Below are 12,845 nucleotides of genomic sequence, written 5' to 3' on the forward strand. Positions count from 1 at the left end.
AGGCGCGCCCGAGGCAGGCACTACGGGTGTGGACGTCGACGCGGCCCCCAGGTCCGCTCCGCTCACATCCGTCTTGGCCGAAATCGGACATCGATGGAGCCGCTGGCGCGCTCGTGAGACGGCGTATGGAGAGAAGCGAGACCTGTGAGTGCTGCGACGACGCGAAGCCGTACGGCCCGTACCCCCGCCCCCGACCGTCTGTGCGCCGAGGCGGTAGAGCTCGCCCGCGCGGCGGCGGAGGAAGCTGCCGCGCCCGGGGTGGTCGGTGAACACGTGGCCCTGGTCTCCGAAGGGGACCGGGTCGTCACGCACTACTTCGAGTCCAAGGAGCCCGGCTACCGGGGCTGGCGCTGGGCGGTGACCGTCGCCAGGGCGTCCCGCGCCAAGAACGTCACCCTTGACGAAACGGTGCTGCTCCCCGGGCCCGACGCGCTCCTCGCCCCGGAGTGGGTGCCCTGGAGCGAGCGGCTGAGGCCCGGCGACATGGGCCCCGGCGACCTCCTGCCCACCGAGGCGGAGGACCCGCGCCTGGAGCCGGGCTGGACCGGCGAGGACGAGCCCCTGCCGAACTCCGCCGTCTCCGAGGTGTCGCAGGAGCTGGCCGCCCTCGCCGACGCGGAGGACGCGGAGCTGACCACGCTGCCCGGGACGAGCCGCGGCTCGATCGCCTCGGTCGCCGAGGAGCTCGGCACGCGCCGTGCCCGGGTACTGTCCCGCTACGGGCTGCGGGTGGCCGCGGACCGCTGGGACGAGGAGTTCGGCGCGAAGACCCCCATGGCGCAGGCGGCCCCTGCCTCGTGTGTGACCTGCGCCTTCCTCGTGCCGATGGCCGGATCGCTGAAGCAGGCCTTCGGGGTCTGCGCGAACGAGTTCGCGCCGGCGGACGGCCGTGTGGTCTCCCTCTCCTACGGGTGCGGGGGTCACTCCGAGGCGGCGGTCATGCCGAAGCCGCCGAAACCGCTGCCGCACGCCCTGGACACGATGCAGGTGGACGACTACCCCCTGCGCCCCTCGGACGACTCCGGTTCGGTCCCGTCCCAGCCGGACGGGCTGACGGAGGACCTGGGCCACTCCTGACGCTCCCGCCCGGCCGCCCGGGGGCGGCCCGGGTGGAGCCGCTCCCCGGCCCGACCAGGGGCGGCAACGGCGGCTTTCCGCTCGCGGTACCTTCGGGCGCACACTGGGCGTCACGGGTCACCGGAAGAGCGGAGTACGAGCGTGGGCATGAATGCGACCGAGGGGGCCGATCCGTTCGGGACGGCGCGGCTGCGGCGCGGCGTGCTCGACGCCTGGGGCGCGGGTCCCGCACGCTTCCGCGAGGACGCCAACGCCGAGGAGGACCTGGTCCTGGGCGGCTACCGCGACCGCCTCGTCGTCGAGCTGGCGCAGAACGCGGCCGACGCCGCGGCCCGGGCCGGCGTCCCGGGGCGCCTCCGCCTCACCCTGCACGCGGACTCCGGCGGTCCGGCGGTGCTCGCCGCCGCCAACACCGGGGCCCCGCTCGACGCGACGGGTGTCGAATCGCTGAGCACGCTGCGGGCCTCCGCCAAGCGTGAGGGCCACGAGTCGTCCGTCGGCCGCTTCGGCGTCGGCTTCGCCGCCGTGCTGGCCGTGAGCGACGAGCCCGCCGTCATCGGCCGTCACGGAGGAGTCCGCTGGTCCCTCGCCGAGGCCCGGGACCTCGCGCGGCAGGCGGCCGTCGGCAGCCCCGGTCTAGGCGACGAGCTGCGCCGCCGCGACGGCCACGTACCGCTGCTGAGGCTTCCGCTGCCGGCCGAGGGCACCGCACCCGACGGCTACGACACGGTCGTCGTCCTGCCGCTCCGCGACGGGGTCGCCGAGGATCTCGTCGGCAGGCTGCTCGACGGTGTGGACGACGCGCTGCTGCTCACGCTGTCCGGGCTCGACGAGGTCGTGATCGAAACCCCGGGCGGCGTAAGGACGTTGACCCGCTCGCAGCACGGTCCGTACACCCACATCGACGACTCGGCGCACGGCCTCCACCGCTGGCGCACCGCCGCGGCGGACGGCCCCGTCGAGCCCGGACTCCTGGCGGACCGGCCCGTGGAGGAGCGGCTGCGTCCCCACTGGTCGGTCACCTGGGCCGTGCCGGTGGACGAGGCCGGAGCGCCCCAGCAGCCGCGTACGGCGCCCGTGGTGCACGCGCCGACCCCCACCGACGAGCCGCTGGGCGTCCCCGCGCTGCTGATCGCCTCGCTGCCGCTGGACACCACCCGCCGGCATCCCGCTCCGGGACCGCTGACCGACTTCCTGGTGGAGCGGGCGGCCGAGGCGTACGCCGGACTGCTCGCGGAGTGGGAGCCCGTCTCCGTGGCCACGATCGGGCTGGTGCCCGGTGTGCTGGGCAAGGGACGGCTCGACGGCGCGCTGCGGGCCGCGATCCTGGAGCGGCTGCCACGGGTGGCGTTCCTGGAGCCCGCCGCCCCCAGGGACCCCGCCGAGACCGCGGGCGAGTGGGACGAGTGGGACGACCCCGCCACCTCCGGGCACAGCACGACCGCGCTGCGTCCCGTCGAGGCCGAGGTGGTCGAGGGCGTGGGCGCGGAAACCGTGCGCGTCCTCGCCGAGGTCCTGCCCTGTCTGCTGCCCGCGGGACTGGAGCGCCGTGCCGAACTGCGCACGCTCGGCGTCGCCCGGGTCCCGCTGACCGAGGCCATCGACCGGCTGGCCGGGCTGGAGCGCGACCCGGACTGGTGGCACCGGCTGTACGACAGCCTGGCCGGCGTCGACCCCGACCGGCTCTCCGGCCTGCCCGTGCCCCTCGCGGGTCCCGCGGACGCACCGCCCCGCACCACCATCGGCCCCCGCCAGGTCCTCCTGCCCATGCCGGACGCGCTGACGGCCCCGGTGCTCGCGCGCCTGGCCCGGCTGGGGCTGAAGGTCGCCCACCCGGACGCCGCCCATCCGCTGCTGGAGAAGCTGGGCGCCCTGCCCGCGACCCCGCGCGCGGTCCTGACGACCCCGCAGGTGCGGGCCGCCGTCGCCGGGTCGCTGGACGCGGGGGAGATCTGGGACGAGGACGGCCTGGACGGCGACGAGCTCGCCGACACCGTCCTCACGCTCGTGCGGGACGCGGACCTGGAGCCGGGCGACGAGCCCTGGCTGGGCGCCCTCGCCCTGCCCGACGAGGACGGCGAGGCCGCGCCCGCCGGCGAACTCGTGCTGCCGGGAAGCCCGTTCGCCCAGGTGATGCGCGAGGGTGAACTCGCCCTGTGCGACGCGGAACTGGCCGAGCGCTGGGGCGAACAGCCCCTGACAGCCTGCGGGGTGCTGGCGACCTTCGCCCTCGTACGCGCCACGGACGTCGTCCTGGATCCCGACGAACTGGAGCCGCGCGACGGCGACTTCGCCGAACCGGACGACGCCGGGCTGCTCGACGCCGTCGACGTGTGGTGCGAGGACATCCTCGACCAGCTCCCCGACACCCCGGTGCCGCCGGTCGCCACGGAGCTCGTCGCCGTACGCGATCTGGACCTCGTCGACGACGAGGCGTGGCCGCAGGCCCTCGCGATGCTCGCCCGCCCCCCGCTGCGCGACGCGCTGACCCAGCCGGTGCGGGTGCTGCTGCCGGACGGCACCACGCAGTCGGTGCGCCCGTACACCGCCTGGTGGCTGCGCGACCATCCCGTCCTGGACGGCCGCCGCCCTGCCGGTCTGCGCGCGGCGGGCGGCGACCCGCGCCTCGCGGGGCTGTACGACCCGGCCGACGCGACGGGCTTCGACGACGCGCAGGTGCTGCGCGCGCTCGGCGTGCGGACCTCGGTGGCGGCGCTCCTGGACGAGCCGGGCGGCGCGGCCGAGCTGCTGGGCCGGCTCGCGGACGAGGAGCGTCCCGTCGGCCCCGTACAACTGCACTCCCTCTACACGGCGCTCGCCGAGCTCGACCCCGAACAGGTCACGCTGCCGGACGAGTTGCGGGCCGTCGTGGACGACGAGGTGCGAGTGGTCGACGCGGCCGACGCCGTGATCGCCGACGCCCCCGACCTGCTGCCGCTGACCGGCGGGCTCCCGCTGCTTCCGGTGGCACCGGCGCGCGCGGCCGAGCTGGCGGACCTGTTCCAGGTGCGACGGCTCGGCGAGAGCGTCGAGGCCGGGGTGACGACGGCGGGCGAGGAGCACCAGGTGCCGGAGTCCGTGCGCATCCTGCTCGGAGTCGGGACGCCCGACAGCTATGTCGAGCACGAGGAGCTGCGCGCGGGAGGTGTCGAGCTGGACTGGCGCCGCACCCCGGACGGTGTGGTCCACGCGTCCACCGTGGAGGGTGTGGCGGCCGGTCTCGCCTGGGCGGCCGGTCAGTGGCCCCGCCGCTTCGAGGTGGCGGCCCTCCTGGAGGACCCGTCCCGCACCGAGGAACTGGCCCGGGACCGCTGGTTCGACTGAATCATGTGATCTTCACAGAAAGGTCGTCCCACGGGCACAACCATTCACATCTGAACACCGTCTGAACGTGCGAGTCATCAGACTCGACGACCAGACGGGACCTGCCGGGAGGACCACACCCCGGCAGGTCCCCTGCTCCACAGGGGACCTCATGCGTATTCGTGCCACAGTCGCCGCTGTTTCCGGCGCCCTGGCCCTGTCCGCTCTTGCCGTACCGGCAGCGCAGGCGGGTGACCAGGTGGTTCCGAACCTGGACAAGCCCACCGCCGCCGAGGCCTTCGGCACCGGGGCCAAGGCCCCCCGCCAGTCCGCCCGCGCGGCGGTGACGACGCCCGTGATCTCCAAGGTCGTCATCAACGGCGGCAAGGACATCGTGGTCGGCACCACCGCCGCGAAGAAGATCACCGTCTCCGTCACCGCCTCGCACCCGTCCGGCATCGCCGACGGCTACATCGACCTGTGGCACGGCACGGCAACCGAGCTCGACGGGGTGCTGCTCCCGAACGAGGACGCGGCCACCTGCACGAACTCCAGCGCCACGACCGCGACCTGCAAGATGACGATCACGATCCTCCCCGGCTACGACCTGTACAAGAACGCGCTGGCCGGCACCTGGCACGTCACCGCGGGCGCGCTCGCCGGTGACGAGAGCGACTTCGCGTGGAACGACTACCAGACCACGGCCCGCGTCCAGCGCCTCTCCAAGCTGACCGTCAACGCCGCCCCGGAGCCCGTCAAGAAGGGCGGGACCATCACGGCCACCGGCAAGCTGTCGCGTGCCAACTGGGAGACCGGCACCTACAAGGGCTACACCGTGCAGCCCGTCAAGCTGCAGTTCCGCAAGAAGACCAGCAGCACCTACACCACCACCAAGACCATCAACTCGAACAGCACCGGTGCGCTGAAGACCACGGTCAAGGCCTCGGTGGACGGCTACTGGCGCTACAGCTTCGCCGGTACGTCGACCACCCCGGCCGTCACGACCGCGGGTGACTTCGTCGACGTGAAGTAGCCGGTCCGGCACGGGGGATTCACGAACGGAAGCGGCGGCCGACCGCACGCCAGGTCAGTTCCAGGACGGCCGCCGCGACCACCGAGATCCCCACCGCCGCCCACGGCATCACCGAGCCCACCAGCTTCAGCGCGAAGAAGTCCTGGAGCCAGGGCACCGCGAGGACGACCAGGAAGCACAGGCCCATCGTCGCCACCAGGGCGATCCGCCACCACGTGTACGGCCTGGCGATGATCGCCAGGACCCACATGGAGACCAGGAAGAGCGTGAGGGTCGCCGCGCTCGTCTCCGCGTCCAGTGCGCCCGTACCGGCGTAGTGGTGCCGGGCCACCAGATACGTCGTGAACGTGGCCGCCGCCGCGATGACCCCGGACGGGATCGCGTACCGCATGACACGGCGCACGAAGTGCGGCTGGGCCCGCTCCTTGTTGGGGGCGAGCGCCAGGAAGAACGCCGGGACACCGATCGTCAGCGTGGACAGCAGCGTGAGGTGGCGCGGCAGGAACGGGTACTCCACCTGGAAGCACACCACCAGGATCGCCAGCAGCACCGAGTAGACGGTCTTGGTCAGGAACAGGGTGGCGACCCGGGTGATGTTGCCGATGACCCGGCGGCCCTCGGCGACGACCGAGGGCAGCGTCGCGAAGCTGTTGTTCAGCAGCACGATCTGGGCCACCGCGCGGGTCGCCTCCGAGCCCGAGCCCATGGACACCCCGATGTCGGCGTCCTTCAGTGCGAGCACGTCGTTGACGCCGTCGCCGGTCATCGCGACGGTGTGCCCCCGTGACTGGAGTGCCGCGACCATGTCCCGCTTCTGCTGTGGGGTGACCCGGCCGAACACCGCGTTCCGCTCGATCTGCGAGGCCATGTCGTCGCGGTCTTCGGGCAGCCGGCGGGCGTCCAGCGCGTGCTCCGCGCCCGGCATCCCCAGCTTCTGGGCCACCGCGCCGACCGAGACGGCGTTGTCGCCCGAGATGACCTTCGCGGCGACGTTCTGGTCGCCGAAGTAGGCCAGCGTCTCCCCGGCATCCGGCCGCAGCCGCTGCTCCAGGACCACGAGCGCGGTGGGCTCGGCGCCGGAGGCGGCGTCCGGGGCGTCCAGCGCGTCCACCGCCCGGGCCAGGAGTAGTACCCGCAGCCCCTGCTGGTTGAGCTGACCGGTCTCGGCGAGGGCCGGGTCGTCGGAGGCCAGCAGCACGTCGGGGGCGCCCAGCAGCCACGCGGAGGAGCGGCCGTCGCCCTCGGTGAAGGCGGCGCCGCTGTACTTGCGGGCCGAGGAGAACGGCAGGGTCTGCGTGACGGCCCAGCCCTCGCCGTCCGGGTGCGCGTCGATGATGGCCTGGAGGCTGGCGTTGGGCCGGGGGTCGGAGGCGCCGAGCGCACCCAGGACACGCCGGACGTAACCCTCGTCGGAGCCGTTGAGCGGGCGGACCTCGGTGACGTCCATCCCGCCCTCGGTGAGGGTGCCGGTCTTGTCCAGGCAGACGACGTCCACCCGGGCCAGGCCCTCGATGGCGGGCAGCTCCTGCACCAGGCACTGCTTGCGGCCGAGCCGGATGACGCCGATCGCGAAGGCGACCGAGGTGAGCAGCACCAGCCCCTCGGGGATCATCGGGACGATGCCGCCGACGGTCCGGGCGACCGAGTCCTTGAAGTTGTTGTCCTTCACGACCAGCTGGCTGATGATGAGCCCGATCGCCGTCGGCACCATCATCCAGGTCACGTACTTCAGGATCGTGCTGATGCCGCTGCGCAGCTCGGACTGGACGAGGGTGAAGCGGGACGCCTCCTCGGCGAGCTGGGCGGCGTACGCCTCGCGCCCGACCTTGGTGGCGGTGAAGGACCCGCCGCCCGCGACGACGAAGCTGCCGGACATCACGGGGTCGCCGGGCCGCTTGACGACGGGGTCGGCCTCGCCGGTCAGGAGCGACTCGTCGATCTCCAGGCTGTCGGCCTCGGAGACCGTGCCGTCGACGACGGCCTTGTCCCCGGGGCCCAGCTCGATCAGGTCACCGAGGACGATCTGGGAGACGGAGACCTCGGCGGAGACCCCGTCGCGCCGCACCGTCGGTTTCGCCTCGCCGATCACCGCGAGGCTGTCCAGGGTCTTCTTGGCGCGCCACTCCTGGACGATGCCGATCCCGGTGTTGGCGACGATCACGAAGCCGAACAGGCTGTCCTGGATCGGCGCGACGAACAGCATGATCGCCCAGAGCACGCCGATGATCAGGTTGAACCGGGTGAGGACGTTCGCCCGGATGATCTCGGTGACGGAGCGGGACGAACGGACCGGTACGTCGTTGACCTCCCCCCGCGCGACCCGTTCGGCCACCTCGGAGGTGCTCAGCCCGCCCGGTGGCGCGGGCGGGGACCGGAGGGGGTCCGGCTGCTCGCCGAAGGAGTCGAGTGCCCGCTGCGTCATGATTCCGACCGTACGGGCGGAAGGAACGATTCACCCGCCGGAGGCCGGAAGTTCCGACCTGGGGAGGAGCGAGGCCCTAGGGGGTTGTGCGTCAGGAGTGCGCGGTCCCCGGAGTGCCGCTCCCGGCATCGGCCTGTGCCGCGGCCCGCTTGATAGCGGCGTCGCGCCCCCGGACGTACCAGATACCGATCAGGCCGAGCCCGGCACCGGCCAGGCAGGCCCAGATCCACCAGGCGTGGCCGCGGTCGTCGAACCAGCCGTAGAAGGGCACCTGGACGAGGAAGAGGACGAACCAGAGGATCGTGCCGCCGGTGATGGTGGCGACGACGGGACCCTCCAGGGGCTCGGGTGCCTCGTGCTTCGGTGTCCACTTCTCCATGCGGCCAGTCTAGCCGGGGGTGGTGCGGGCCAGTCGGCGCAAGGGTCTACGCGCGGAGATAGCGATCTTCCACTTATGTATTCATACTGAATCTGCTTACGGGTGACTCGATTTATTCGTGTGAACATCCAAAGCCTGTCTGGTTTCATCCCCCCGATGCACGACTGAAGGTCATACATGTCCTCCTCGGCCACCGCCACGGTCGATCAGCCTCCGATGCCGCAGCCGCCGCACGGATTCCTCGATCGCTACTTCAAGATCTCCGAGCGGGGGTCGACGGTCGCCCGGGAGGTCCGCGGCGGGTTCGCCACGTTCTTCGCGATGGCGTACATCATCGTCCTGAACCCGATCATCCTCGGCAGCGCCAAGGACATGTACGGGCATCAGCTCGACGGCGGGCAGCTCGTCACGGCCACGGTGCTCACGGCGGCGTTCTCCACGCTCCTGATGGGCGTCATCGGCAACGTGCCGATCGCGCTCGCCGCCGGTCTCGGCGTCAACACCGTCGTCGCCCTCCAGCTCGCCCCCCGGATGAGCTGGGCGGACGCGATGGGCATGGTGGTCCTCGCGGGCATCGTCGTCATGCTGCTGGTCGCGACCGGGCTCCGTGAGCGCGTGATGAACGCCGTGCCGCGCTCGCTCCGCAAGGGCATCGCGATGGGCATCGGCCTCTTCGTGCTGCTCGTCGGCCTGGTGGACTCCGGCTTCGTCTCGCGCATCCCGGACGCCGCGCACACCACCGTGCCGCTCCAGCTCGGCAGCGACGGCCACCTCAACGGCTGGCCCGTCCTGGTCTTCATCCTCGGCACGCTGCTGACCCTCGGGCTGATCGTCCGCAAGGTGCCGGGCGCTATCCTGCTCTCCATCGTCGCCATGACGATCGTCGCGGTGGCCATCGACGCGATCGCGGACCTGCCCGCGGGCGCCTGGGGCCTGACCGTCCCGGAGTGGCCGGGCAACCCCGTCTCCTCGCCCGACTTCGGGCTGATCGGTGAGGTCAGCCTCTTCGGCGGCTTCGGCAAGGTCGGCTACCTGACCGGCGTCCTCTTCGTCTTCACCGTGCTGCTGTCCTGCTTCTTCGACGCGATGGGCACCATCCTCGGAGTCGGCGACGAGGCCAAGCTGATGGACAAGGACGGCAACTTCCCGGGCATCAACAAGGTCCTGCTCATCGACGGTGTCGCCGTCGCCGCGGGTGGCGCGAGCTCCTCCTCCGCCTCGACCTGCTTCGTGGAGTCCACCGCGGGCGTCGGTGAGGGCGCCCGTACGGGGCTTGCGAGCGTGGTGAGCGGGCTGCTCTTCACGGTGGCGCTGTTCCTGACGCCGCTGGCGACGATGGTCCCCTCGCAGGCGGCCACCCCGGCTCTGATCGCGGTCGGTTTCCTGATCCTCGCGGGCAACGTGCGGGACGTGGACTGGAGCGACTACACGCTCGCCATCCCGGCCTTCCTCGCGATGCTGATGATGCCGCTCACGTACTCGATCACCAACGGCATCGGCATCGGCTGCATCGCCTTCAGCCTGATGCGCCTGGTGGCCGGTCGCGGCAAGGAGGTCCCCATGGCCATGTACGTGGTGTCCGCGGTCTTCGTCTTCTACTACGCGATGCCGGCGCTCGGCCTCACGTAAGCGCGTACGCGTACGCGCGGAGCCCACACCCCTACGGGGCGGATCTCCGTCATGTGACCCGGTCGGCCGGGTCCGCGTGACGGGGGCCCGCCCCGTAGAACTTTTCCGTCTCGTCGACGGCGGCGTGGAAACGCTCGTCGAAATCGTCGCGGACGAGCGTCCGGACCACGTAGTCCTGGACGGTCATGCCGCGTCTGGCGGCGTGCCGGCGGAGCCGGTCGAGCAGCTCACCGTCTATGCGCAGGCTGAGCACTGTCGATCCCATGCCAAGCAGGGTCGCGGCACACATGGCCTTCTTGTGGCTCTTTCCGCCCCATGCTCACTCGTTCGGGTGATCAGTTTCTCGCGCGTGTACCATCGAGTGGTATTTAGCATAGCTAATGAGTTACGCTAAGGAACATGCCTGACCTGATCCACGACGGTGACAGTGCCGCCGCCGTGAGCTCCCTCCGCTCCGCCGTGATGCTGCTGGGCCGGCGGCTGAAGCACCAGCGCGTCGACGAGTCGCTGAGCCCCACCGAGATGTCGGTGCTCGGGACTCTCGCCCGTTGCGGCTCGGCCACTCCCGGTGAGCTGGCCCGCAAGGAGCACGTGCAGCCTCCGTCGATGACCCGCATCGTCGCGCTGCTGGAGGCGAAGGGGCTGGTCAGACTGGAACCGCACCCCGATGACCGTCGGCAGAAGAGGGTCAGCAGGACCGAGCAGGCGGAAGCCATGCTCGCCGAGTCCCGCTCCAAGCGGAACGCCTGGCTGGCCAACCTCGCCGAGGGCCTGGACGAGGACGAGTGGGAGAAGCTGCGGGCCGCCGCGCCCGTGCTGGAGAAGCTCGCCCACCTCTGACCCCGCGGGGCGCACGCGGGCCCGTAGTCCGGGCTCGCGGCGCCCGCAGTCACGTCCCCGTCAGTCCGAACGCCGTATACGCCGGAGGAGGCGAACCCTTTTGAGTACGGGATCCGGAGCAGACTCCGCCCCCGCACCGACTTCCACCCACGAGAGCAAGACCGGCGGGACCTTCTCGTCGCTGAAGATCCGCAACTACCGCCTGTTCGCCACGGGCGCCGTGATCTCCAACACCGGTACCTGGATGTCCCGCATCACGCAGGACTGGCTCGTCCTGAGCCTCACCGGGTCCGCCGCCGCCGTCGGTATCACCACGGCCCTCCAGTTCCTCCCGATGCTGCTCTTCGGCCTGTACGGCGGCGTCATAGCCGACCGGCTCCCGAAGCGGCGTCTGCTGCTCATCAGCCAGGCAGCCCTCGGCCTGTGCGGCATCGCACTCGCCGCCCTGACCCTCTCCGGCGTCGTCCAGGTCTGGCACGTCTACCTGATCGCGTTCCTGCTCGGCATGGTCACCGTCGTCGACAACCCGGCGCGCCAGTCGTTCGTCTCCGAGATGGTCGGCCCCGGGCAGCTGCGCAACGCGGTCAGCCTGAACTCCGCGAACTTCCAGTCCGCCCGGCTCATCGGCCCCGCCGTCGCGGGTGTCCTGATCACGACGGTCGGCAGCGGCTGGGCCTTCATGCTCAACGGGCTGTCGTTCATCGCCCCGCTGGTGGGCCTGCTCATGATGCGTACGGACGAGCTCCACGCGTCCGTCACCGTGAAGCGCGCCAAGGGCCAGCTGCGCGAAGGGCTGCGATACGTGTCGGGCAGACCCGAGCTGATCTGGCCGATAGTCCTGGTCGGCTTCGTCGGCACCTTCGGATTCAACTTCCCGATCTGGCTGACCGCCTTCGCGGACGAGATCTACCACGGCGGCGCCGGGATGTACTCGTTCTTCAACATCCTCATGGCGGCCGGCTCCCTGGCCGGAGCCCTGCTCGCCGCCCGCCGCCGTTCCTCACGGCTGCGGATGCTGGTCGCCGCGGGCACGCTGTTCGGTGCCCTGGAGATCGCCGCGTCGCTGTCCCCGTCCGTCTGGCTCTTCTCGCTGCTGCTCGTCCCGATCGGCATGATCGGCCTGACGACCAACATCAGCGCCAACACGAGTGTCCAGATGGCCTCGGACCCGGAGATGCGGGGCCGGGTGATGAGCCTCTACATGATGGTCTTCGCCGGGGGCACCCCGGTGGGCGCCCCGATCGTCGGCTGGATCAGCGACGTCTACGGTGCCAGGACCGGCATGGCGGCCGGCGGTGCCATCTCGATGGTGGCCGCGCTCGGCGTCGGCTTCATGCTGACCCGCGTCGGCGGCCTGCGCCTCAAGGTCGACCTGCGCCCGGGCCGTCCGCACGTGCGGTTCGTCCCGCGTGAGCAGCTGGCGACAGCTGCCTGAGCGCCGCCCGTCCCGCTACTGCCCTCCACCCAGGCCGGTGGGGGGCAGTCGTGTGTTCGGCCGCGCGTTCAGTCGCGGGGGAAGGCGGAGGTCTCCAGGGTGAGGCCGACGACCGTGTCGGTGAGGTCGATGGGGGTGCCGAAATCGAGGCTCAGCACGCTGCGGTACTCGTCGTCCTTCGGGAGCGTGTGCAGGTGCCACGTGCCGGTGTACGGGTCGACGATGAGGTAGACCGGAACGCCGGCGGTGGCGTAGGTGGCCTTCTTGGAGCCGTAGTCATTGGCACCGGTGCTCCTGGAGATCACCTCGGCGACGAACTCGACGTCCTGGTAGCGCCAGCGGCCGTCCTCGCCTTTGGCGGCATCCTGGGCGAGCGCCACCACATCGGAGGCGAAGCCGTTGAGGCAGCCGGGGTAGTCGATGCGTACGTCGGAGAGAAGCCGGTTTTCCTGGTATTCGGACAGAAGCTGCCTGATGACGGCCAGAATGATCCGCCAGTGAGTGTCCCGTTGCGGCGACATGTAGACGTTCCCCTCGACGATCTCGACCTTGAATCCCTCGGGGGTGGGCTCAAGCCACTCGAACATCATGTCCAGGGTGCGCTCGTCGCTGGTGTCGGCCATCTCGATCCTGTCGTCGACGACGGTCATCGTGGCGCTCCTCCCCGCTGCCGCACGGCGCGGGCAGCCGCGTAGTACAACGATAGGCCCGGCCCCCCGGACACGCG

General features: G+C 71.2%; 10 protein-coding genes. 6 read left to right on the top strand and 4 right to left on the bottom strand.

Features of this window, described 5'->3' with window-relative positions; all coding sequences use genetic code 11:
• Positions 1–144 precede the first annotated feature (144 nt).
• The 3 genes from ACFYQ6_RS17425 to ACFYQ6_RS17435 all read left to right on the top strand — a co-directional run bounded on the left by ACFYQ6_RS17425 (position 145) and on the right by ACFYQ6_RS17435 (position 5,413).
• The gene (locus ACFYQ6_RS17425; RefSeq protein WP_361578173.1) at positions 145–1,077 is read left to right on the top strand and encodes a DUF3027 domain-containing protein; all 933 of its coding nucleotides are present in this window, start codon (positions 145–147) and stop codon (positions 1,075–1,077) included.
• Between the two features lie 147 nt (positions 1,078–1,224).
• On the top strand, positions 1,225–4,401 hold the full coding sequence (locus ACFYQ6_RS17430) for a sacsin N-terminal ATP-binding-like domain-containing protein (RefSeq protein ID WP_361578170.1): 3,177 nt from the start codon (positions 1,225–1,227) through the stop codon (positions 4,399–4,401).
• 151 nt (positions 4,402–4,552) lie between these two features.
• On the top strand, positions 4,553–5,413 hold the full coding sequence (locus ACFYQ6_RS17435; protein ID WP_361578167.1) for a calcium-binding protein: 861 nt from the start codon (positions 4,553–4,555) through the stop codon (positions 5,411–5,413).
• Positions 5,414–5,432: 19 nt separating this feature from the next.
• Here ACFYQ6_RS17435 and ACFYQ6_RS17440 read toward each other — a convergent pair whose 3' ends face one another.
• Together ACFYQ6_RS17440 and ACFYQ6_RS17445 are read right to left on the bottom strand one after the other, a co-directional pair.
• Complete coding sequence (locus ACFYQ6_RS17440; protein WP_388763649.1) at positions 5,433–7,835, bottom strand: cation-translocating P-type ATPase; 2,403 nt, start codon at positions 7,833–7,835, stop codon at positions 5,433–5,435.
• A gap of 91 nt (positions 7,836–7,926) precedes the next feature.
• Positions 7,927–8,214 (bottom strand): DUF2530 domain-containing protein, encoded by a 288-nt coding sequence (locus ACFYQ6_RS17445; RefSeq protein WP_388763651.1) that lies wholly within the window; start codon positions 8,212–8,214, stop codon positions 7,927–7,929.
• 177 nt (positions 8,215–8,391) lie between these two features.
• Between ACFYQ6_RS17445 and ACFYQ6_RS17450 the strand changes: the two genes are divergently transcribed.
• Positions 8,392–9,843, top strand: a complete 1,452-nt coding sequence (locus tag ACFYQ6_RS17450) for an NCS2 family permease (protein WP_361578158.1) — start codon at positions 8,392–8,394, stop codon at positions 9,841–9,843.
• 49 nt (positions 9,844–9,892) lie between these two features.
• Here the strand turns inward: ACFYQ6_RS17450 and ACFYQ6_RS17455 are convergent, their stop codons facing one another.
• Positions 9,893–10,108, bottom strand: a complete 216-nt coding sequence (locus ACFYQ6_RS17455) for a hypothetical protein (protein WP_361578155.1) — start codon at positions 10,106–10,108, stop codon at positions 9,893–9,895.
• Between the two features lie 134 nt (positions 10,109–10,242).
• Here ACFYQ6_RS17455 and ACFYQ6_RS17460 point away from each other — a divergent pair, with 134 nt between their 5' ends.
• Positions 10,243–10,683 (top strand): MarR family transcriptional regulator, encoded by a 441-nt coding sequence (locus tag ACFYQ6_RS17460; protein WP_356736969.1) that lies wholly within the window; start codon positions 10,243–10,245, stop codon positions 10,681–10,683.
• Positions 10,684–10,783: 100 nt separating this feature from the next.
• A complete protein-coding gene (locus ACFYQ6_RS17465; protein ID WP_361578152.1) occupies positions 10,784–12,118 on the top strand; it encodes an MFS transporter in 1,335 nt (444 codons plus the stop codon).
• Positions 12,119–12,186: 68 nt separating this feature from the next.
• On the opposite strand, the gene ACFYQ6_RS17470 is transcribed toward ACFYQ6_RS17465, so the two are convergent.
• Positions 12,187–12,768, bottom strand: a complete 582-nt coding sequence (locus tag ACFYQ6_RS17470) for a Uma2 family endonuclease (protein WP_361578149.1) — start codon at positions 12,766–12,768, stop codon at positions 12,187–12,189.
• Positions 12,769–12,845 lie beyond the last annotated feature (77 nt).

The sequence above is a fragment of the Streptomyces sp. NPDC005494 genome (assembly GCF_042872025.1).
In the GTDB taxonomy this organism is placed as follows: Bacteria; Actinomycetota; Actinomycetes; order Streptomycetales; family Streptomycetaceae; genus Streptomyces.